General features: G+C 63.9%; 18 protein-coding genes. 9 read left to right on the top strand and 9 right to left on the bottom strand.

What is annotated here, in order from left to right:
• Positions 1-173: 173 nt before the first annotated feature.
• The gene (locus BLW21_RS01045; RefSeq protein WP_092736988.1) at positions 174-1,460 is read right to left on the bottom strand and encodes a PcfJ domain-containing protein; all 1,287 of its coding nucleotides are present in this window, start codon (positions 1,458-1,460) and stop codon (positions 174-176) included.
• Between the two features lie 949 nt (positions 1,461-2,409).
• Here BLW21_RS01045 and BLW21_RS01040 point away from each other — a divergent pair.
• Both BLW21_RS01040 and BLW21_RS01035 read left to right on the top strand, forming a co-directional pair.
• Positions 2,410-3,312 (top strand): histone deacetylase family protein, encoded by a 903-nt coding sequence (locus BLW21_RS01040; RefSeq protein WP_092736986.1) that lies wholly within the window; start codon positions 2,410-2,412, stop codon positions 3,310-3,312.
• A gap of 75 nt (positions 3,313-3,387) precedes the next feature.
• Positions 3,388-4,425, top strand: a complete 1,038-nt coding sequence (locus BLW21_RS01035; RefSeq protein ID WP_139255036.1) for a J domain-containing protein — start codon at positions 3,388-3,390, stop codon at positions 4,423-4,425.
• Between the two features lie 20 nt (positions 4,426-4,445).
• Here BLW21_RS01035 and BLW21_RS01030 read toward each other — a convergent pair whose 3' ends face one another.
• The 4 genes from BLW21_RS01030 to BLW21_RS01015 all read right to left on the bottom strand — a co-directional run bounded on the left by BLW21_RS01030 (position 4,446) and on the right by BLW21_RS01015 (position 7,992).
• Entirely contained in the window at positions 4,446-4,883 is a 438-nt protein-coding gene (locus BLW21_RS01030) for a PepSY-like domain-containing protein (RefSeq protein ID WP_092736982.1), read from the bottom strand.
• Positions 4,884-5,086: 203 nt separating this feature from the next.
• Positions 5,087-6,343 carry a sensor histidine kinase gene (locus BLW21_RS01025; protein WP_092736980.1) on the bottom strand — a complete coding sequence of 419 codons (1,257 nt, stop codon included), beginning with the start codon at positions 6,341-6,343 and terminating at the stop codon, positions 5,087-5,089.
• A 126-nt stretch (positions 6,344-6,469) separates the two neighbouring features.
• Positions 6,470-7,150: a response regulator transcription factor gene (locus BLW21_RS01020; RefSeq protein WP_092736978.1), complete on the bottom strand. Its 681-nt coding sequence runs from the start codon at positions 7,148-7,150 to the stop codon at positions 6,470-6,472.
• 86 nt (positions 7,151-7,236) lie between these two features.
• Positions 7,237-7,992 carry a COG4705 family protein gene (locus BLW21_RS01015; RefSeq protein WP_092736976.1) on the bottom strand — a complete coding sequence of 252 codons (756 nt, stop codon included), beginning with the start codon at positions 7,990-7,992 and terminating at the stop codon, positions 7,237-7,239.
• A gap of 156 nt (positions 7,993-8,148) precedes the next feature.
• On the opposite strand from BLW21_RS01015, the gene BLW21_RS01010 reads away from it, so the two are divergent.
• The 5 genes from BLW21_RS01010 (at position 8,149) to BLW21_RS00990 (ending at position 16,407) form a co-directional block, all read left to right on the top strand.
• Positions 8,149-9,471 (top strand): TolC family protein, encoded by a 1,323-nt coding sequence (locus BLW21_RS01010; protein WP_139255035.1) that lies wholly within the window; start codon positions 8,149-8,151, stop codon positions 9,469-9,471.
• Positions 9,472-9,569: 98 nt separating this feature from the next.
• Entirely contained in the window at positions 9,570-10,514 is a 945-nt protein-coding gene (locus tag BLW21_RS01005; protein ID WP_092736972.1) for an efflux RND transporter periplasmic adaptor subunit, read from the top strand.
• A 127-nt stretch (positions 10,515-10,641) separates the two neighbouring features.
• On the top strand, positions 10,642-13,761 hold the full coding sequence (locus BLW21_RS01000) for an efflux RND transporter permease subunit (protein WP_092736970.1): 3,120 nt from the start codon (positions 10,642-10,644) through the stop codon (positions 13,759-13,761).
• A 123-nt stretch (positions 13,762-13,884) separates the two neighbouring features.
• The gene (locus tag BLW21_RS00995) at positions 13,885-15,357 is read left to right on the top strand and encodes a flavin-containing monooxygenase (protein WP_092737552.1); all 1,473 of its coding nucleotides are present in this window, start codon (positions 13,885-13,887) and stop codon (positions 15,355-15,357) included.
• Positions 15,358-15,450: 93 nt separating this feature from the next.
• Complete coding sequence (locus tag BLW21_RS00990) at positions 15,451-16,407, top strand: alpha/beta fold hydrolase (RefSeq protein ID WP_092736968.1); 957 nt, start codon at positions 15,451-15,453, stop codon at positions 16,405-16,407.
• Positions 16,408-16,501: 94 nt separating this feature from the next.
• On the opposite strand, the gene BLW21_RS00985 is transcribed toward BLW21_RS00990, so the two are convergent.
• The 4 genes from BLW21_RS00985 to BLW21_RS00970 form a co-directional block, all read right to left on the bottom strand.
• Positions 16,502-16,918, bottom strand: a complete 417-nt coding sequence (locus tag BLW21_RS00985; RefSeq protein ID WP_092736966.1) for an EamA family transporter — start codon at positions 16,916-16,918, stop codon at positions 16,502-16,504.
• A 163-nt stretch (positions 16,919-17,081) separates the two neighbouring features.
• On the bottom strand, positions 17,082-17,828 hold the full coding sequence (locus tag BLW21_RS00980) for a phosphatase PAP2 family protein (protein WP_092736964.1): 747 nt from the start codon (positions 17,826-17,828) through the stop codon (positions 17,082-17,084).
• A gap of 61 nt (positions 17,829-17,889) precedes the next feature.
• Positions 17,890-18,708, bottom strand: coding sequence for a phosphatase PAP2 family protein (locus tag BLW21_RS00975; protein ID WP_092736962.1), 819 nt, complete (start codon positions 18,706-18,708; stop codon positions 17,890-17,892).
• A 147-nt stretch (positions 18,709-18,855) separates the two neighbouring features.
• Positions 18,856-19,728 (bottom strand): alpha/beta hydrolase, encoded by an 873-nt coding sequence (locus BLW21_RS00970; RefSeq protein WP_175470806.1) that lies wholly within the window; start codon positions 19,726-19,728, stop codon positions 18,856-18,858.
• Positions 19,729-19,897: 169 nt separating this feature from the next.
• Here BLW21_RS00970 and BLW21_RS00965 point away from each other — a divergent pair, with 169 nt between their 5' ends.
• Both BLW21_RS00965 and BLW21_RS00960 read left to right on the top strand, forming a co-directional pair.
• Complete coding sequence (locus BLW21_RS00965; protein ID WP_092736957.1) at positions 19,898-20,392, top strand: hypothetical protein; 495 nt, start codon at positions 19,898-19,900, stop codon at positions 20,390-20,392.
• A gap of 110 nt (positions 20,393-20,502) precedes the next feature.
• On the top strand, positions 20,503-22,224 hold the full coding sequence (locus BLW21_RS00960) for a glucose-6-phosphate isomerase (protein WP_175470805.1): 1,722 nt from the start codon (positions 20,503-20,505) through the stop codon (positions 22,222-22,224).
• Positions 22,225-22,271 lie beyond the last annotated feature (47 nt).

Raw genomic sequence — 22,271 nt, 5'->3', positions numbered from 1 at the left:
TTTAGCGTTGACAGATTACCTGCAGGAAGCGCGACGCAGGCGGTTTCCGGGTTTCCGGGTTTCCGGCCGCCGGGACCGGGGCCAGTGGCAGCAGAAAGTTGATGAATGCCTGAATATCGGCCGGCCGGGGTTTAGATCGGACTGCCTTTGGGGATGAGGATGCGGGTGACATATCAGGCTCCGGACAGAAAGCTGAGGCCGGCTTCGGTGGCCCACTGGGTGAGCCAGTACCGTTCCTGCTCGGTGGCCGCCCGGTTTTCCCGCCCCCGGAGCTGAACTATCTGGCGGTTGGCCCGGACTTCCACAGTGAGGGCGCGGGCCCCGTGCAGCCGCAGCGAAAAGATGCCGCAACGCCCCCGCAGGCAGGAATAAGCGTACGACGAGACGCAGTGCTTCTGGGTGCTGCCTTCCTCCAGCAGCTGGCCGTAGCCGAGCACTTGGGTAATGAGCACCCACACCGTACCGTAGGCTTCGAAATCCGCAATCGGCAGCCCGGCCCAGGTGGTGGTCAACGACAGCCCGTAGCCCCAGTAGGTGCGGGCGCGGTGGGTGCGCCGGTGCCAACTGGTGGTCAGGCGCAGCACCGAATCCATCCGGCGGCCCTTGAGCGAGAAGCCCGGCTGGGGCGGCTCGCCGTCGGTGCCCACGGTGCGCCGCTGATGGATCCAGTCGCACACCGGCCCGAACTGCCAGGGGTCCACCATCGGAGCATCCCGAAAGAAGGTCACCACCGTCAGCCAGAAGGCATCATCGGGGCCGGTTTCCTGGCCCAGGCGGGTGGCCAGCAACGGCTCCAGCAGCGCTAGGGCCCCGAGGTCGGCGAGTTGGGCGTAGCGCAGGGCCTGCAAGAAGCGGTACTCGCAGGGAGCCTGCCGCAGGGCGTGCTCCAGGCGGCGGGTGAGCAGCACCGGCAGCCCCGCGAAGGTGCGCAGGGACTGGCCACTGCCCAGGTGCACCGTCAGGCGGGCCAGATCCAGGCCATGCTGGGTGAGTTGGCCGGTCGCCCAGGCTTCCACCACCCAGCCGGGCACATCGCCGAACTCATCGAAGAGGTAGCGCACCAGGCTGTAGAGCTGCCGGAAAGCGTTGCGGCGCTGGGGTTGCCAGGCGCTCAGCTCGCGGCGGCGGTAGTGATAGAGTCGGCAGATGGCCGCCACGGCGGGTACCAGCTCGGGCCGGCTGAGGATGTCGGTCTGGCAGGCCAGCAGTGCTTGTAGAGCGGCATGCGAACGGCTACGCTCGGTTTGGGAGTGCCCGTGCAGGCATTCCACATAGAGCAGCGCGGGCACCGAACCGGGCTCCAGCACGGCGTGCACGTCGGCCACCGAGGTGCAGGTATGCAGGTACTTGATTTGGCGGGCCAGGGGCCATTTGCGGCCCGCGAAACGGTGGGCCAGCACGGCTACGGCCCGTTGGGCGACCTGGGCCTGGGCCGAGAGAGTTTTATGGCGATTGGACATTGAAAAGGACCGCTCTGCAACGGAACGGCAGGCAAAAACGGAAGGCCGCGGGGGCCGGTAGGACGAATTGGTTTCATGATTTTTCAAAAGAACGGACACACTGTTCCCGCCCGATTATTTCAATCGCAAAATTGATTATAATCAAGTAAATCCGGCCGAAATTTTTAGGCAATATTTTCCCGTATTCGTATCTTTTTTACGAATTATTTTACAAGAAAACAACTTGGGTTACGGGCTTCGCGTGGTCCGGCGAGGGACTGGTTAGCTGAAGCGTTTGGCTTTCCGGAAGGAGGACTGCGAGGCAGTGGGCACCGGGCGGGCGGCAGGCCACCCGAGGGCGGCAAGGGGCCGCGGCCCAGCGTGCAGATTCATGGTGAGCAGGAACATAACAGGGGATAAATAGAAAGTGGATGAAAAAGAAAACGCCCGAATCTGGGTAGATTCGGGCGTTTGCGTAAGCGGATGGCTGATCTAAGACCTCATCTGCGAGCTGGCGCGCCGAACCCCGGCTGAATCTTCCGATCCAGCGAGTTGAGCATTGGCTGATATTGAGTGACGTGGCGGCGCATGGCAGAGAGGCGGTGTTAGTTCGGGGCAGTTGTTGCTCCCGAACGGGACAAAGATAGCGGAGTTATTTTTTCAATTGCAACGCTTACCAATTATATTTTGTGTATATTTTTATCGATTGCTATTGAAAAGGGGCTCTGATAGTATAAATACCGTTTATTAATTCTATTTAGAATCATTTAATTTATTCTATAGCGGTGTAAAGGCAGGCACAACCGAATTCAGCAGGCTTTACTGGAGCAAAAGCCCCGCGGTGCTCAGCATCGAATTTGGAGAGAGAATGTCCCTCAGTCATCACCTCGCCTTACAGCAGCACCCTTTTCGGCTGAGCCGGGAAGAACAGTAAAACCTACGGCCCCGGGGCCGCGTTGTGCCTCTGCTTATGCCCTGCCTCGCTACGTCCGACCGTTACACGCTGCCGCTGCCCGCCGGCCACCGCTTCCCTATTGCTAAGTACGGCCTGATTCGGGAGCAGCTGCTATGGCAGGGCGTGGCCACCGAGCCCGACTTCTACGACCCCGGCTTCTGCCCCGAGGAAGATATTTTGCGGGTACACTCCCTGGAGTACTGGCACAAAATCCGCGACCAGCAGCTGAGCGCGGCCGAGGTACGCCGCCTGGGCCTGCCGCAGAGTCCGGAACTGACGCGCCGTTCGTTGAGCAGCTCGGCCGGCACGCTCGAATCGGCGAAGCGGGCCTTGCGCGACGGGGTGGGGCTAAACCTGGCCGGCGGCACCCACCACGCGTTTCGGGACCGGGGCGAGGGGTTTTGCGTGCTCAACGACGTGGCCATTGCCGCCGCCCATTTGCTGCATCATGGCCTGGCCCGGCAGGTGCTGGTGGTGGATGTAGACGTGCACCAGGGCGACGGCACGGCCAGCATTTTTGCCCGCGAGCCGCGCGTGTTCACGTTCTCAATGCACGCCGGGGCCAACTACCCGTTGCGCAAGGAGCAGTCGGACCTGGATGTGGCCCTGGACCTGGGTACCGGCGACGCGGAGTATCTGCGCATCCTGCGCGAAACGCTACCCCGCCTGCTGGCCGCGGTGCAGCCCGACTTCGTGTTCTACCTGGCGGGCGTCGATGTGCTGGCCACCGACAAGCTGGGCAAGCTCGCCCTCACCCAAACCGGCTGCCGCCACCGCGACGAGTACGTGCTTGGCCTCTGCCACCAGCACCGCCTGCCCGTAGCCGTGTGCATGGGCGGCGGCTACTCCGAGCGCCTCGCCGACATTGTGGACGCGCACTGCAACACCTTCCGGACGGCATTTGAGCTGTGGGGCTAGTGGAGCAGCTTAATAAATAGCCTGTCATCCTGAGCGAAGGGCAGGATGACAGTACTTTTGTCTTTTACTACGCCCTTGCGCCTTCCTATGCACCTGCACAACCCTTATACCGACCTGCCGGCCGCTAACTCGTTGCCGACTCCTGCCCCAGCTGCTGCCCCCGGGACGCCGGCCCAGCAGGCCTTTACCGAGGCCGTAGCGCGGGTAGAGGGGCTACGGCAGCGGCTACGCGAGTTACAGGCGGCCCAGGCCGAGGCGCGCCGCCGCTATTGGCAGCAGGTGGGTCCAGCCGCCAACACGGTAGTGCAGGCCCGGCAAGCGCTATTTGTCCCGCTGGAAGAAGCCCTGCTGCTGGGCTATTTCAGCCGCCTGGAGGAGCAGCAGATTACGGCCCTGCTGCTGGGCAACGCCCGCACCTTGCAGGACCGGTTCGGGGAAGATGCGGCCGAGATGCTGCGCAAGTACGCGCCGCGCCGCCGCACCGATGATACCGATGAGGAGGACGAGGAAAAGGTGCCCGCAGTGGCCACGCCCCCACCGCCAGCGGCGGCCGGGCAGGCGCCGCACGAGCAGGCGGCCGAGGCGGCCCGGGCCCGGCGCAAAAGCAAGCAGCAGCGGGCCGAAGAAGCGGCGGCTCAGGCCGGACGAAACCAGGAGCAGGCCTTGCTGGCCAACACCAAAACCCTGTACCGCCAGCTGGCCCGCGCCCATCATCCCGACCTGAGCCGCGACGAAAGCACCCACGGGCAGCGCACCCAGCTTATGCAGCGCATCACGGAGGCCTACGAGGCCAACGACCTGTATACGCTGCTCCAGCTGCTGGCCGAAACTGCCCCCGCTAACCAAACCGACGACACCCTGCTGGCCCGCTATACCCAGGCCCTGCAACAGCAGCAAACCGAGCTGAAACAGCGGATTCAGGTGCTGCAATACGGCGAGAATGGCTTCGGTGCCACCACCGGCAAAAAGCGCGAGCAGGAAATCCGGCAGCTAAAGCGCCACCTGAAAGCCGAAGCCGAATACCTGGCCCAGGTGCTGCAGCTGCTGCAGGAACCCGCCGGCCTGCGCCAGTTGCTACGCGAGCTGGCCACCGAGGGTCACGATACGGTGTAGCCCCCGGCGACGCTTTGCCCCTACTGCTTTACTTCCTGACCGTCCGCGTTGAAGAGCACGTCGCGGGTTTTGCCGCCCTGTGCTATTTCGGCTTCGTAGGTAACCGCACCAGTGCCGGCCGCCACAATTTTGGCGGCTTCCTTAATAGTTACCCCCTTATACTGGCGGGCCAGCGTGGCGCGTATTTCGGCCGGTAGCTGGGCCACACTAATTTCCGTTTCGGTTTCCACCAGCGCGCCATTGGCAAGCAGCAGGGCCGACATTTCGGCTTTGCCCTGCTTGAAACCGGCCTCGTAGTGGTCGTTTTCCTTTTCCCACTTCACGTCCTTGGCCTGGAGAAATTTCTGAGTAAAGCCGGCCACTACGGCCGCGGGAACCTGGGCGGTTTTTAGTTTCTGGGCCGAAGCCGAGCCGGCCAGCAGCAGAGCGGCGGCGAGTAATCCAAAGGAGTGGTTCATACAGCGTGCGGTTTGAGGGTTAACTACATTCAAACCTAGCGCCCGAATCTGTTGGTTTTCTGGTTGATATTCAGTTAGGGGTTAGAGCAATAACGTCATTCAGAGCGCAGCGAAGAATCTCGCGTGTAATCGTTGCCTTGGTTATTGGACGATTCACGCGAGATTCTTCGCTGCGCTCTGAATGACGTTCCGCTACCAACGCATCAAAATACCACCCGCAACGTGTGGCGGGAGCCGTTGGGCTCGAACGTATAGCTCACCCGGAAACCGTAGTAGCGGCCGATTTGCTCCACGATGGACAACCCCAGGCCGGGCGAGGCCGAGGCGGCATCGTGCTTCTGAAACCGCTCGAAAAACCGGGCCGGGTCGCCGCTGACGGCCGGGCCGGGGTTGCTGATTTCCAGGGCTTCGGGGCTCAGGCGCACCTCGATAGAGCCGCCGGGGCGGTTGTGCTTGATGGCGTTCTGGAGCAGGTTGTGTACCAGCGAATCGGCCAGGCCGGGGTGCAGGTGCAGGCCGCTGGGCTCGGCGGCCAGGTGCAGGTGCAGGGTCAGGTCGCGGGCTTCGAGCAGGGGCTGGAGCTTTTCGGTTTTGTCGCGCAGCAGCTGGGCCAGCGAAAGCGAAACAGCGGGAGCGACAAACTGCCGGTTTTCGAGGTGGCTGAGCAGCGTGAGGGCCTGATGCAGGCGCGAGAGGCGACGGGTGGCCTGATAAAGGTCGGTAACGAGGCCGGCCAGCTGCGGATTCGCCATTTCGGGCAGTTGCAGCAGCTGCTCCAGCTGGGCCTGCATAATGGCCAGCGGCGTTTGGGTTTCGTGGGCGGCGTTGGCCGTGAACTCGCGCACCGCCTCGTAGTCGGCCACCAGGCGGCGGGTAAGGCGGGTGAGCACCCCATTAAGCTCGGCAAACTCATCAGTGCTGACGGGCGCAAATTCCAGCACCCGATGCTCCTGCACCCCGTAGTGGCGCAGGGCCACCAGCGTCGTCCGGAACGGGGCCCACAGGCGCTGCGAAAGCCAGCGGTTGAGCAGCACTACGCTCAGCAGCAGCAGCGCCAGCACCGTCAGCAGCACCGTCAGCACTACGCCCAGCACGTCGTCGGTTTCTACCAGCGACTTACGCAGCGTTACCCAGGCCGGGCGGCCCTGCACCGGCAACCGAAACGTGAGCTGCCGGTGCGGCACCAGCTCGCCCTCCACGGGGTCGAGCAGCAGCGTGTCGCGGTAGCCGAGCGGGCGCGGCTGCGGGCTCACGCTCAGCTGGTACTCGAAGGGCGTGGCAGGCAGCGCTTCCCCGGCAGCGGCGCGGCGCTCCAGTTGCAGGCGGGCATTGCCGAGCTGCTCCTCCACCTCGTGCCGCAGCGCCGCATAAAGACCATAATACAGTCCCACGCCCGCCAGCGCAAACAGCGCAGTCGTCAGCAGCAGGTAGTAGCGGTTGGTTTTGGTGAGCAGCTTCATTTTTTTAAGCTGATGACTGAGTTAGCTGTTAGCTGTTAGCTGTTAGCTGTTAGCTGTTAGCTGTTAGCTGTTAGCTGTTAGCTGTTAGCTGAAGGAACGGGAGCTAACAGCTAACAGCTCAAAAACTTACTCAAAGCTCAACTTATAGCCCACGCCGTACATGGTGCGGATGTAGTTATCCGCGCCTTTTTCCTGAAGCTTTTTGCGCAGGTTTTTCAGGTGGGTATAGATGAAGTCGAACGAGTCGGCCGCATCGACGGCGTCGCCGCAGAGGTGCTCGGCAATGGCTTCCTTGGTGAGCACGCGGTTGGGGTTGGTCAGCAGGAAGAGCAACAGATCATACTCTTTGCGGGTGAGCGTGAGGGGCTGCTCGCGCACGAACACCTCGGCCTGCTCGGGCCACACCACCAAGTCGCGGAAGGCAATGTGGTGGTGGCCCTGGAACTGCCGCCGCCGGATGATGGCCCGCAGCCGCGAGTTCAGCTCGGCCAGATGGAAGGGCTTGGTCAGGTAGTCGTCGGCCCCCAGGTCGAGGCCGGTGAGGCGGTCGTCGAGCGAAGCGCGGGCCGAGATGATGAGCACGCCGGCCCGCGAGCCATCGGCCTTAAGCGTGCGCAGGATGTCGAGGCCGTTGCCGGTACCGGGCAGCGTCAGGTCCAGCACCACGCAATCGTAGTCGTAGAGCTTGACTTTTTCCAGGGCCTGCTCGAAGGAGCCGGCCACTTCGCACACATAGCCGTTTTGGCGCAGGTACTCGACCAGCGTGTTGCGCAGCGCTATTTCATCTTCAATGAGGAGCAGTTTCATAGGGCAAGCCAGCAGCAGCCGCCACGGTGCGGGCGCTGCTGGCGAAGGAACGGTGCAAATCTGACGTAATTCTGAGGAAACTTCGCTTAATGCAGCCGCACGTCTGCTTCAGCGGCCGGCCGCCGGAGCTGCCAGCTAGTGTAAACCACGAGGCCGAGCAACACCGCGAACAAAATGAGCGAGGAGCCGATGGTGCCGAAACCAAGGCCATTTTTACTGACATCCTTGGTAAGCAAATCGCCCATTGTGGCCCCAAACGGGCGGGTAAGCACAAAAGCCGCCCAAAACAGCAGAACCGCCGAAATGCGGGTGAAGTAGTGGGCCAGCACTACCAGTGCCAGCAGCGAGCCAATGAGCAGCGCCCCGCCGCCGAAGCCCAGGCCCGAATCGTCGGCCAGGTAATCGCCCAGCGCGGTGCCCAGCGTGTTGGACACCAGGATGGCGGTCCAGTAAAACAGCTCGGCCTTGCGCGACTGCACCTTATCAACCGACAACGACCTTTCGCTGAGCCACCACACGCCCAGCACCAAGGCCAGCAGGCCCACTAAAATCAGCGCCCCGGTAGCGTAGCCCAGCCCCAGCGTGCGGTCCATGTAGTCGGACAACGTGGTGCCGGCCGTGCTGGTGGCCAGAATAACGGCCCAGTACAGGGCGGGCACGTAGCGCCGGGCCAGCAGCTGGCCCACCAGTATCACCAGGAAAATGCTGAGCAGAATAACCGAGCTGAGCGCGTAGCCGACGTTCAGGGTCTGGGCCAGCAGGTCGCCGCCGGTTTCGCCGAGCGTGGTGGCGCAGATTTTCATTATCCAGAACAGCAGGGTGATTTCGGGGAGCTTTTTCATGGGCAGATGCCGGAGCGAAGTAAAAGAGCCCGAACGTAGGAGGTGGGTCTGAAGAAAACCTGAAGGAGCCGGATGAGAGGTGGCTGCCAACTGGCCCGGCCTCAGATTTACTTCAGAATTGACAGGCAGCTTTGCGGCAGTTAACTGCCGCTGCCCGTGCCCATTCTACCAACTTTTCGCCTGCTCTGCAAGAGATTATCCGCCTGCCGGGGCTGGCTGCCGGGGGCGATATTGCTGGGGCTGCTGCTGGCGGCCCGGCCCGGAGCGTCCCAGCCGACACCGGCGCGGCCCGCCCCGACCGCGCCTAACCGGCTCGAAGAGTTTCTGGCCGCAGCCTACCAGCACAGCCCGCTGCTGGGCGACTGGCGCGGGCAGGTGCTCCAGAACCAGCTCGACAGCCTGCGTCGGGCGGCCCAGAACCGGCCGTACGTGGCCGGCAACGCGGTGGCCGTGTACGCGCCCGTATCCCGCCGCTTTGGCTACGACGAGGCCGTGAGCAACGGCGGCAACTACGGCACGGTGGCCAGCATAAGCCAGCCGCTGCTCAACGGCAACGTGCTGCGCAACGACTACCGCCTGCTCGAAAACCAGGGCCAGACGCTGCGCAACAACGGCCGCCTTTCGGCCCTGGACCTGCGCCGCAGCCTCACCGACCAGTTTCTGACGGCCTACGCCGCCGAACAGCAGTGGGCCTTTAGCCGGGAAATCCTGGCCCAGCTGCGCCGCCAGGATGTGCTACTGCGCCGGCTCGTAAATGGTGGCCTTTACAAGCAAACCCAGTATCTGTCGTATTACCTCTCGGTGCGCACCGAGGAAGTAACGGTGCAGCAAAACCGGCTGGCCTACCGCCGCGAGCTGGGCACGCTACGCTACCTCTGCGGCGTGCGCGATACGGCGTTGCGGCCGCTGCAGACGCCCGTGCCGCCTACCCATGCGCCGCTGGCCGGCCTCCACTCCATCACCCAGCGCCAGTACACGCTCGACAGCCTGCGCCTACGGTTGCAGCACCGGGCCATAGCCCTGAGCTACCGCCCCCGCGTGCAGGCCGTGGCCGATATCGGCCTGCAGTCGGCCTCGCTGCTTGCTATTCAGCGGCGCTTCGGCATCAGCGGGGGCCTGCAGCTTTCGGTGCCGATTTTTGATGGCCACCAGCGCCAACTGGCTTCCAGCCGGCTGGAAGTGGCGGAGCAAATCCGGCACGGCTACCGCTCGTTTCTGTCGGCCCAGCGCCAGCAGCTCTACGACCAGCTCCAAAATCAGCTGCAAGCCACTACCGAGCTGCTGGGTCTGCTGCGCGAGCAGCTCCGCGTGGCGGAAGCCCTGGTAGCCGCCGGCCACCAGCAGCTCGCCACCGGCGACATCAGCATCCTCGACTACCTGCAGCTCCTTGGCAGTACCCGCAACTTCGGCTTCAGCCTCACCCAAACCGAAACCGACCGGCTACGGGTGCTCTATCAGCTGGATTATCTGAGTGAATGAGGTCAGTTACCAGTTGCCAGTTACCAGTAAAAAGCACGTCGCGCTTCATCTGGCGTCCGCGCAGTCGAAGCACGACGTGCTGTTACAATTTTCAAATCATGACCAACCGAGCCCTCCTGCCCTTTTCTGCTCTCCTGCTGCTGGCCGCCTGCAACCCCGCCGCGCCGGCCGAGGAAACTGCGGCCGACGAAACGGCCGTGCGGCCCCGGGCCGTGGTAACGGTGGAGCGGGTGCAGACCGATACGCTGACCGACGTGCTGGAGCTGCGGGCCGTGTCGGCGTACCCGGCCAAGGACGTGCTGCGGGCCACCACCACGGGCTACCTGCTGGCCCCGGTGCCCGTGCCGGGGCAGCTGGTGCGGGCGGGCCAGACGGTGTTCACGCTGCAAACCAAGGAAGCCCGCACCCTGCACCTCGACCAGCTTACCGGCGACCCGCGGCTGCGGTTCAGCGGCATCATCCGCATTGCCAGCCCCCGCGCCGGGGTGCTGGCCATCGTGGACAAGCTGGCCGGCGACTACGTGCAGGATGGCGAGCAGCTGGCCCTGGTGTACGACCAGACCCGCTTCGGTTTCGTGCTCGATGTGCCCGTAACGCAGCTGCGCTACGTGCGCACCGGCCAAAGCTGCCGCATTACGCTGCCCGATGGCCGGGTGCTGCCGGGCCGGGTGGCCGAGGTGCTGCCCGCCGCCGACCTCGCCACCCAGGTGCAGCGCTACACCGTGCGCCTCATTGGCCCCGCGCCCCAGCTGCCCGAAAACATAGCCGTAACCGTGCAACTTGACAAAACCGCGCCCTACCGCGCCGCGACCCTACCCCGGCCGGCCGTGCTCACCAACGAAACCCAGACCGAGTTCTGGGTCATGCGCCTGCTCAACGACTCCACCGCCGTGCGCGTGCCGGTGCAAACCGGCCTCGAACAGCAGGGCCGCATTGAAATCAAACGCCCCGTTTTCTCGCCCCAGGACCGGATTCTGGTTAGTGGGAATTATGGGCTGGATGATACGGCAGCGGTGCAGATCGAGCAGAGAGGTCGTGAGTGAGTAGCCCGCCTGTCATCCTGAGCGGAGCAAAGGACGTTATTACGCAACAACGACTCGCGCAAATGTGACAAGGTCCTTCTCTCCGCTCAGGATGACAGAAGTTCCCTTCAATTTCCCAGCTCCTCCCATGTTCCAAACTTATAAAGCTCCGATTGCGGTGATGCTGGCCCTGGCGCTGGCCCTGGGCACGCTGGCGTACCGGCGCATCAATGTGGCGCTGTTTCCGGAAGTCACGTTTCCGAAGGTGAAGGTGATTGCCGACAACGGCTTACAGCCCGTCGACCGCATGATGGTGACCGTGACCAAGCCGCTGGAAAACGCCATCAAGCAGGTGCCGGGGCTGAAGCTGCTGCGCTCGACTACCAGCCGGGGCTCGTGCGAGATTTCGGCCTTCCTGGACTGGGGCGTGGATGTGGTGCGCAGCCAGCAGACCATTGAGTCGCGGCTCAACCAGATTCGGGCCGACTTGCCGGCGGGCACCCAGCTGTCGGTGGAGCGCATGAACCCGGCCATTCTGCCCGTGATGGGCTATACGCTGGAAGCGCCGGGCCGCTCGGCGCTGGAGCTGCGCAAGCTGGCGCTGTTCACCATCAAGCCGTTTTTGTCGCAGGTGGAGGGGGTGTCGACGGTGCAGGTACAGGGCGGGCGCACCAAGGAGTTTCAGGTGGAGCTGCAGGCCGACCAGCTGGCCGCCCTCGGCCTGACGCCCACCGACGTGAGTGCGGCGCTGGGCCAGACCAATTTCGTGCAGAGCAACGGCTACCTCACCGACTACCGCCGCCTTTACCTCACGGTTACCGACGCCACCGTCAGCAGCCGGCAGGACCTCGAAAACGTGGTGCTGCGCAACGACGGCCGCCGAATCGTGCGCCTGGCCGACGTGGCCACCGTGCAGCTGGGCGAGCAAACCGAGTATACCCGCGTGAATGCCAACGGCCACCCCGCCGTGCTGCTTTCGGTGCTGCGCCAGCCCGATGCCAATGTAGTGCTGGTGAGTGAAGGGGTGCGCGCCCAGGTAGCCGCCCTGCAAAGCGGCCTGCCCAAGGGCATCACGCTGCAGCCCTACTACGACCAGGCCGATTTCGTGGCCGAAGTGGTACGCTCGGTGCAGGATTCGCTCTGGATTGGTCTGGCGCTGGCGCTGGTCGTGACGGCACTGTTTCTGCGGTCCTGGCGCGCCTCGCTCACCATTCTACTCACCATTCCGCTGGCGCTGGCCCTCACGCTGGCCGTGCTTTACTTCGGCCTGGGCTACTCGCTCAACATCATGACGCTGGGGGCCCTGGCCGCCGCCATCGGCCTGATGATTGACGATGCCGTGGTGATGGTGGAGCAGCTGCACCGCGTGGGTGAGGACCACCCCGATTACACGCCCGGCCAAATTGTAAACCGTTCGGTGCAGCACCTGCTGCCGGCGCTGGTGGGCTCCTCGCTCAGCACCATCGTCATCTTTCTACCCTTCGCGTTGCTCGGCGGCGTGGCCGGCGCCTACTTCAAGGTGCTGGCCACTACCATGGTGGTGGCGCTGGTGTGCTCTTTTTTCGTGGCCTGGCTGGGGCTGCCGGTGCTGTATCTGCTGCTTTCTGGAAGAGCTGCTAGCTTAAAGCTGTTAGCTGTTAGCGACGTTCAAGAACAGGCTGCTGGCACTAATAACAGGAACGAAGCTGATAGCTATCAGCTAACGGCTAATAGCTCGATTCAAAAAGCTAACAGCCATCAGCTAACAGCTGATAGCTCAAAAAAGTGGGTACGGGCCGTTATCCGCCACCCGGCTTACTCCATAATCGGCATTCTGGGGTTGATGGCCGTGCTGTGGTTCGTAATTCCGCGGCTGGCGACGGGTTTTTTGCCGGAGATGGATGAGGGCGCCATTGTGCTCGACTACAACTCGCCGCCCGGCACCAGCGTGGAGCAAACCGACCAGATGCTGCGCCAGGCCGAACGGCTGATTGGGCAAGTGCCCGAGGTGGCCAGCTACTCGCGCCGCACCGGCACCCAAATGGGCTTCTTCATCACCGAACCCAACCGTGGCGACTACCTCATCCGCCTCAAAACCGACCGCAGCCGCACCACCGAAGAGGTTATCGACGACATCCGCCAGCGCATCGAAGCCACCCAGCCGGCACTGATTATTGATTTCGGGCAGGTGATTGGCGACATGCTGGGCGATTTGATGAGCACCGTCCAGCCCATCGACATCAAGGTATTCGGGCCCGATACCCAGACCCGCTACCGGTTGGCCGGGCAGGTGGCCGGCCTGGTGGAGAAAACGCACGGCACGGCCGACGTGTTCGACGGCATCGTGCGCATGGGCCCCGCTGTGGAGGTACGCCCCGATGCCCGCCGACTGGCCCAGTTCGGTATCACGGCCCTCGATTTTCAGAGCCAGCTGCAAACCCGGCTGGCGGGCGTGGTAGCCGGCACAGTGCTCGAAGGCGAGCAGCTGCTCAACATCCGCCTGCGCTACCCCGGCGGCCAGCGCGCCAGCCTCGCCGAGGTGCGTGGCCAGCCCATTTTTGTACCCGGCGGCCAGCAGCACCGCCTCGACGAGCTGGCCACGGTGCGCGTAAACGCCGGCGACGCCGAGCTGGAGCGCGAGAACCTGCAGGCCCTGACCGCCGTAACCGCCCGCCTCAATGGCCGCGACCTGGGCACGGCCATGCGCGAAATTCAGCAGAAGCTGGCCCGCGAAGTGCCGCTGCCGCCGGGCTACTTTATTCAGTACGGCGGCTCCTACGCCGAGCAGCAGCAGTCGTTTCAGGAGCTGCTCACGATTCTGGGGGCGGCCTGCCTGCTGGTGTTTGCGGTGGGGCTGTTTCTGTTTCGGGAGCTAAGGGCGGCGGGGCTGGTGCTGCTGGTGGCCGTGCTGGGGCCAGCGGGCGGGGCGCTGGCGCTGTTTCTCACCAACACACCGCTCAACGTGGGCTCCTACACCGGCCTGATTATGGTGGTCGGCATCATCGGCGAAAACGCTATTTTCACGCTCCAGCAATTTCTGGAAGCCCGCCAGCAGTTGCCCATCGAGCAGGCCATCGGCTACGCCATTGCCGCCCGCCTGCGTCCTAAGCTGATGACGGCCCTGGCCGCCATTGCTGCGCTACTGCCGCTGGCACTGGGCATCGGGGCCGGGGCGCAGCTGCACCAGCCGCTGGCCATTGCCGTTATCGGCGGGCTGCTGCTGGCGTTGCCGCTACTGCTGCTGGTATTGCCAAGCCTGCTGCGGCTGGCGTATCAGCGGGCCGTTTAAGCAGCATTTCACACAGGGTCTCGGGGGGGGGTGATGCAGGGTCTCGCAGGGAACGACCACCCCGAGACCCTGCGTGAAATGCTGCCCGAACCTTCCTACCTTCCCACGGTTAAAACCAAGGCTATGGATCCAGAAAACGAGTTGCTCGATGTGCTGATTGTGGGTGCGGGCCTGTCGGGCATTGGGGCGGCGCATGTGCTGCAGCGGCGCTGCCCGGGCAAAACCTACCTGATTCTGGAGGGCCGCCAGGCGCTGGGCGGCACCTGGGACCTGTTCCGCTACCCCGGCGTACGCTCCGACTCCGACATGCATACGCTGGGCTACTCCTTCAAGCCCTGGACCAACCCCAAGGCCATTGCCGACGGCCCCGCCATCCTCGATTACCTGCACGAAACGGCCCATGAGGCCGGTATCACCCAACACATCCGCTTCGGCCATAAGGTGGTGAGGGCCGCCTGGGCCAGCGCCGACGCGTGCTGGACGGTAGAGGCTGAACACGACGGCCAGCGCCGGACGCTACGGGCCCGGTTTTTATATGCGTGCAGCGGCTACTACAATTACGAGGAAGCCCACCGGCCCGAATTCGCCGGCGAGGCCGACTTCCGGGGGCGCATTGTGCAGCCCCAGTTCTGGCCCGAAAACCTGAACTACGACGGCCAGCAGGTAGTGGTGCTGGGCAGCGGAGCCACGGCCGTGACGCTGGTGCCGACCATGGCGAAATCGGCCGCCCGCGTAACCATGCTGCAACGCTCGCCTTCGTTTATCGTCAGCCAGCCTTCCGAAGACAAAATTGCCAACTGGCTGCGCCGCCACCTGCCCGGCCACCTGGCCCACCAGCTCACCCGCTGGAAAAACGTGCTGGTGCAAATCGGGCTGTACGCGCTGGCCCGCCGCCGCCCGGCCCAGGCCAAGCGGCAACTGGTGGGCCTGGCCGCCCGCCAGCTCGGCCCCAATTACGACGTGGCCACCCACTTTACGCCCAGCTACAACCCCTGGGACCAGCGCGTGTGCCTGGTGCCCGACGGCGACCTGTTCCGCGCCCTCCGCAAGGGCCAGGCCGCCGTGGTTACCGACGAAATTGAGCGGTTTACGCCCAGCGGCCTGCTTCTGAAATCGGGTCGGGAGCTGCCTGCAGATTTGGTGGTGCTGGCTACCGGACTCAAAATCAAGCTACTGGGCGGCATCACGCTCTCGGTTGATGGCCGCCTGATTCATCCGGCCGATACGCTTAGCTACCGGGGCATGATGCTCTCCGACGTGCCCAACCTAATCATGGCTTTTGGCTACACCAACGCCTCCTGGACGCTGAAAGTAGACCTGACGGCCAACTACTTCTGCCGCCTGCTGCGCTACCTGGACCGCCACCAGCTGGCCATTGCCGTACCCGCCCGCCCCACCGATCTGCAGGCCCGGCCGCTGCTCGATTTCTCGTCGGGCTACGTGCAGCGGGCCACCGCCGAGCTACCCCGGCAAGGTTCGCGCCGCCCCTGGTTCGTCCACCAGAACTACCTCAAAGACCTGCTCAACATCCGCTACACCCGCATCAACGACGGCACGCTACAGTTCGGTCCCGCCGGGCAGATGCCGGGTGGTTAATGAAGGAACATCATTCGGAGCATGCTGCTCTAAGCGCAGCATACGCTGAATGGCATTTCTGAGCAAAAGCTTACAGCTTAGCAAACTCGATATATGAAGCACCTGAAAACCACTGCTTACTCGGTTCTCGCGCTTAGCGGCGCTACGCTGGCCGGGCTCGTACTATTTACGCATCGCACGGCTCGCAGGGTGCGGGCCGCCTTACCGCCCAGCGGCTCGTTTGTGGATTTGCCCGGCGGCCGACTGCACGTGCGCGAACAGGGCAGCGGGCCGGTGCTGCTGCTCGTGCACGGGCTGGGCGGGCAGATGGGCCAGTTCAATTACAGCGTGGTCGAACAGCTGGCGGCAAATTTCCGGGTGGTTGTCGTCGACCGGCCGGGCTCGGGATACTCCCAGCGGCCTGCCAGCGCCGATTTAATCAGCCAGGCCAATGCGCTGGCGGCCCTCATCGACAAGCTGGAACTGGGCCGGCCGCTGGTAGTGGGCCACTCGCTGGGCGGGGCCGTAGTGCTGGCGCTGGCCCTCCATCACCCCGATAAAGTAGCCGAGCTGATCCTGGTTGCCCCCCTGTCGGCGCTACCCGAAACGGTGCCCGCCATCTTCCAGCGCCTGCTGATTCCGTCGCGCTGGAAGCGGCAGGTTGTTGCCTGGACGGTGGCCACGCCGCTTTCCATCCGTCGCAGCCCCCTAGTAATGAAGGCCCTGTTCGGGCCCGAAACGCCACCCCACGATTACGCTACGAAGGCCGGCGGCATGCTCAGCCTGCAGCCCGCCCAGTTCCTGGCCACTGTTGCCGATTTGGAGGCCCTGCCCACCTACCTGCCCACCCTCACCGCCCGCCTGACCGAGCTGCGCCTGCCCGTGCGCGTACTCTACGGCCGCCACGATGCCGTGCTCGACTGGCGCACCAACGGCCAGGCGCTGGTCGAAAGCATCCCCGGTGCCACCCTGCAGCTGATCGAGGGCGGCCACATGCTGCCCATCACCCAGCCCAATCTGGTCGCCCGGTTTATCAGCGGTGATGCGGTAGGCGAGTTGGTAGGCGAATGAGTGCGTAGGCGAATGAGTGAGCTGTTCGGCTTCTACCCAGAGCACCACACAACAACCAATCGGCTCACTCATTCGCCAACTCACTCATTCACCGCTACCCCCAAATCAGCACCAGCGTGCCGATGATGATCAGGCCGGCGCCAATGCCGGTGTGCAGCGTCAGCTTCTCGCCCAAAAACAGCACCGATAGCCCGATAGCCAGCGCCACGCTTAGTTTATCGACGGGTGCCACCTGCGACACTTTGCCCAACTGCAAAGCCCGGAAATAGAACACCCACGACAGGCCCGTAGCGACGCCCGAGAGGCCCAGAAACAGCCAATTGGTGCGCGTGAGGGCATGGATTCCTTCCAGGCCACCCCGAAAATACACGATTCCCCAGGCCAGCACCAGCACCACAACCGTGCGTACGGCGGTAGCTAGGTTGGAGTCGACCCCCTTGATGCCGACTTTAGCCAACACCGCCGTGAGGGCCGCAAATAGGGCCGAAAGGAGCGCGTAAATCCACCACATGGCTGAGAGAACAGGGAAAACAGTGCGTTTGGTGTTCGGCGGGCGTTGGCAAACCTGTTAGCTGAACGCGCCGGTTGGCTTCACCTTTCAGGAAAGATAGAGTTGAAATCGGGAAGCTAGTGGCTAGGAACTGGGTACCCGTCGCGCCGCCCAAAAGGCAGACTTACCATTTTGCAATTGCCCCCTTCGCCTCCCGCCACCACGCACGCAGTTGGGCCAGGTCGGGCGAGAAAAAAATATGCAGGCTGGCCACCCAGCCCACCGAGCAGAACCAGCCGGCCAGCACATCGGACGGAAAATGAACGCCCAGATACATGCGCGAGAGGCCCACGCCCAGCGCGAACAAGGTGCCTGCTACCACGGCCGGCCAGCGCCAGGGCGTGCGCCACACCAAAAAGGCCAGCGCCGCCGCCAATGCCGCCGAACCCATGGCGTGCCCGCTCGGGAAGCTGTAGAAGCCTTCCGGGGCAATTGAATCCCAGAGAGCCGGCCGGGGCCGACCGAACAGCAGCTTAGCCACCACGTTGAGCAAGACTGCCCCGCCCACCGACAGCCCAAAAAACCACGCCGCCGTTTGCCGCCGCTGCCACAGCAGCAGTGCCCCAATACCCACGCCCGCAATCGCCATGATGGTGGGGCCGCCGGCCTGGGTAAATGCCAGCGCTAGCTGGTCGAGGCCGGGGTTCTGGCGGGCGTGCAGCCACCTCAGAATGGGCTGGTCGCCGATGAAGCCGCCGCTTTCCCAGATGTCTTCGGCCACGTTCACAAATATCAGCCACGGCACTCCAATGCCCAGCAGCAGCAGCACCACCAAGTGGCCGTGCCCGCGCAGCGCGTGGCGCAGGCCCTGGTAAAATGCGGTCAGCAGTTCCTTCGCAAATCGGTAAAGAGACGTTAGCCGCTGTTTCATGCATCAAGGGAAAGTAGCGGCCGAAAGCCCGTGTGGTAGCGCGTGGGAACCGGTGCAGCCGCTACCGGGCGGGCCGCCACACCACCCCCAAGCCCAGGCCGCCGCCGGGCACGTAGGTGGGCGAGAAGCTGGTTTCACCCAGCATGCGCGAATGGCGGCCCCAGCGGTTGCGGTGCGTCAGGTAGGCCAGGTGAGCCGACAAAATACCGAAACCGGCACCCGCCACCACGTCGCTTTGCCAGTGCCGGTCGTTGATCATGCGCAGGGCGGCCACGCTGGTAGCAATCGTGTACGCCCCTATTCCGTACCACTGGCTTTTATCGCGGAATTCGGTGTGCACGATGCTGGCGGCCAGAAACGCCTGGGCCGTGTGCCCTGATGGAAAAGACAGGTTATCGGACTTATTGGGCCGGGCTTCGTTGGCCATGTACTTCACGGCGAAGGTACTGGCCAGCATAATAGCCTCGCCCTTGGCAATAACGAGCAGCGTGTTAATACGGTCGTTGCGCGACTCCACCCCGGCAATAGCCACACCAATCAGCTCGAAATAAGGCGCAATAATGAGCGTGTTATCAAAGCCCGTGCTTACCGGCCGGAACTGCTTGCGGACAAACGTGCGGGCATCGTGGTTGATGCCTGCGTCGCCCTGCGCCGTAATGGCCCCGTAGGTGATAAGCGCAGCCGGAATAGCGACGGCCCGGAAAAGCTTCCCCTTGTACCAGACCTTTTTTGCGGCGGCGGCCGGGGTTTCGTATTTTTTGATAGTGGTATCGGCAGCAGCAGCCGGGGTGGCTAGCGGTACCTGCGCCATGGCGGCCGGCAGCGTTGCGCCACCCAGCGAGAAAGCCAGGGTCAGACGGAGAAAAAATGGCTTGATCAAGGCAGGGAAGCGGCTAAGTGAACGGCTGAAGACAGCACGGGATGGTGGCGGGCAAGGTAGCCGGCAATTCTGTCGGGAATCTGAAATTTTCCTCACCGCTGCCACCTGCCCTTCTTGCACAAGCCAGCAGCTGCGGGGCGCAGCAACTCAGGCCAGAAACGCCACAATGCGGGCCAGCACGGCCGGTTCGCGCATAATGCGGTTGTGGCCCAGGCCGCTGGTTGCCCCAAACTCGAGCTCGGGCCAGGCGGCGGCCAGCTCCCGGGCCTCGGCAAACGGAATGCTGGCATCGTGCTCATCGTGCAGCAGCAGGGCCCGGCCAACCGGAAAAACCGGGCCTGCCTGCAGCAAGCTGAAGCTTTCGGCGTCGCGGCCGTGCTGCTCGCGGATGTAGGCGGCCATGCGCGCCACCACGGCCGGCGGCAGGCCCAACAGGTCGATGAAGCGCAGGGCCACGGCGGGCGTGCTGGCGGGCACCGCCAGCAGCACCAGCCGCGACAGGCCCCCGCCCGCGGCGGTATGGAAGCGAACCGGCCCGCCCACCACCGTGGCCCCACCCAGCGAGTGGGCCACCACGGCGTGCAGGCCAGCACCGAGGGTATCGGCCACGGCCTGCACCGCCTGCACGTAGGCGGGCAGCGTCAGGCGGAGGCCGGCGGAGGCTCCGTGGGCGGGCGCATCGAAGGCCACTACGCGGTAGCCGGCCGCCACCAGCACCCGCACCAGCGCGCCCCAGAAACTGGCCCGATGCTCCCAGCCATGCACCAGCAGCACTGTGCGCGTGCCGGCCGGGTTCCACTCGTAAGCAGCCAGCGGGCCGGTCGGGCCGGGCACTACAAACCGGCGGGCGTCGGCCAGCACGGCCGCTTCCCAGGCTTTTTCGGGCAGGCGCCGGGGAGTAGTGAACAGCCGCCAGGCCGACTGGAACGCCCATTCGGTGGAAAGGGCGGCCTGCAGCCGAAACTTGAGGCGCAGCAGCCGGAGTGCGGGCGGCAGGACAGCGGCGGTGTCTGGCTTCAAGACGGGCGAAGTTGTTTGCATAGACTGCAAATATCGGGACCAGCCGGCAGCCAGGCGACGTTGCCGGATGCGGGCGTCTAAATTTTGTTGCTGTATCTTGAAAAATAGTCCACTGCGAAACCCTGCTCCCGGCTGCGAACTCCCGTAGCCAGGCGCGCTCCTTTTGCCTATGATTCTGCGTTTCCACGATATTCAGGCCCAATACGCGCCGGCGCAGGCGCTGCTCCGGTTCCAGTTCCGGCGCCCCTCACGCACGTTAGCCGACTTCCAGCGCAGCATGCGGGCCGTTGCGCAGCTGGCCGACCAGCAGGTGGTGACCGAGGGGTTGATCGACCTGCACGAATTACCCGAGATGCAGATGAACCAGCAATTATGGACCGCCGCGCAGTGGCTGCCGCGAGTGTCGGGGCCCGCCGTGCGACACGTGGCTTTCGTGATTCCCTCCGACGGCCTTTACAACCAGATGGTGATTGAAACCCTGCATCGGGCGGGCCGCCACTTCATACGTTACGAGGTACAGTTCTTTTCCAAACCAGCGGTTGCCCTCGATTGGCTGCTGAGCTTCTCCGACCCAGCTGCCCAGCCCGGCCTCGAGCAAGAGTGGGCCGCAGCCCGGGCCACCCCTACGCCCACCTTTTTGGCCGCTACCAGGTCTGTTCGCTAGAACAGCCACTTGGGCCCACGGGCCGTGTGCGCCTGTCTTTCTACCTTTGGCCGGCCGAGCCAATTGCCGGCCCCTATCTCTTTGCAGTTCCTTTTATGGCTACTTTCCCGATGAATTCTTCCACCCCGCTTCCCTCGCAAACCCTGCAGCTCGGCACCTACCAGCCGGCGGTTGAGGCCCAGCTGGTTCGCTTTCACGACCAGAACTTCACCACCGGACTGTGGCAGAAACAGGCCGACCTCTGGGTTTCCGACGCCGAGGGCCAGCAGAGCATTCGCAGCTTCATGGGCTGGCTGCGGGTGGTAGATGCCATGCTACCCGCCGTGCCCGAAATCGAGCAGTTTGTGCAGGAAGTGCAGGCGGCCGGCTTTCGCCATGTGGTGGTAATGGGCATGGGCGGCAGCTCGATGACGCCCATTGTGCTGCGCCAGGCCTTCGGGCAGCTGAGCGGGGGCCTACCGCTGTCGGTGCTCGACACTACTAACCCGGGTTCGGTGCGCGAGATTGAGCAGGCCATACCGCTGGCCGAAACGCTGTTCGTGGTAGCCTCTAAATCGGGCACTACGGCCGAGCCGCTGGCGTTTGGCGACTACTTCTATGCCCGGCTGCAGAAGCTGAAGGGCGATAAAGCCGGCGAGAACTTCGTGGCCATCACCGACCCCGGTTCGCAGTTCGTGACCCAGGCCACGGCGCAGAAGTACCGCCGCATCTTCCTCAACTTCGCCGATGTGGGTGGCCGTTTCTCGGCCCTCTCCTACTTCGGCCTGGTACCTGCCGCGCTGCTCGGCATCGATATTAAAACCTTGCTGGAGCGCGCCCAGACCATGATGCGGGCCTGCGGTGCCGAAGGCCCCGCAGAGCAGAACCCCGGCCTGGAGCTGGGCGCGGCGCTGGGCGTGCTGGCCCAGCAGGGCCGCGATAAGCTCACGCTGGTAGTACCCGAAAACCTGTCGGATTTTGGGCTGTGGCTGGAGCAGCTCGTGGCCGAAAGCACTGGCAAGCAGGGCACCGGTATTCTGCCGTTGGCCGGCGACCCGCTCAGCACCCCGGCAGTGTATGGCTCCGACCGGGTATTCGTGTACGTGGGTTACGAAAGCCAGCCCGATGAGCAGAACCGCCAAAAAATAGCCGCCCTGCAGGCCGCCGGCCACCCCGTCATCACGATTCTGCTGCACGATGCGCTGGATTTGGGGGCCGAGTTTTTCCGCTGGGAAGTGGCTACGGCCGTAGCCAGCGCCGTGCTGGGCATCAACCCCTTCGACCAGCCCAACGTGCAGGCGGCTAAAACCGCCACCAACCGCCTCATGGAAGTGGTAGAACAGCAGGGACAACTACCCCAGACCAGCGCCCCCACCGCCTCCGAAAACGGCCTCGACTACTACACCAGCGTAAGCGGCAACAGCGCCGAAGCCGTGCTGAAGGCCTTTTTCGGGCAGGCCAAGCCCGGCGACTACCTCTGCGTGCAGGCCTACCTGATGGAAACGCCGGCCCTCAACGCCGAGCTTGATGAGCTCCGCCAGCTTGTGCAGCAGCGCCTGCACTTAGCCACGGCGGCCGGCTACGGCCCGCGCTTTCTGCACTCTACGGGCCAGTACCACAAGGGTGGCCCCGACACCGGCCTGTTCCTGCAGCTTACCACCGACCACCCCGCCGACCTGCCCCTGCCCGGCCGCCCCTACACCTTCGGCACCTTCCAGAACGCGCAGGCGGCCGGCGACCTGCAGGCCCTGCAGGACTATGGCCGCCGCACCCTGCGCGTGCATTTGGGCACCGGCAGCGAGCAGGCCGGCGCCGAGCAGTTGCTAGTGGCGCTACGCCAAGCGCTTGCTTAAATCAAATCACTGATTCGGCTTCCACAGAAAAGCCTCGATCATCATGA

It is taken from the genome of Hymenobacter psychrophilus, assembly GCF_900107135.1.
GTDB lineage: Bacteria > Bacteroidota > Bacteroidia > Cytophagales > Hymenobacteraceae > Hymenobacter > Hymenobacter psychrophilus.
This window is presented reverse-complemented; position numbering and strand designations above follow the sequence as displayed.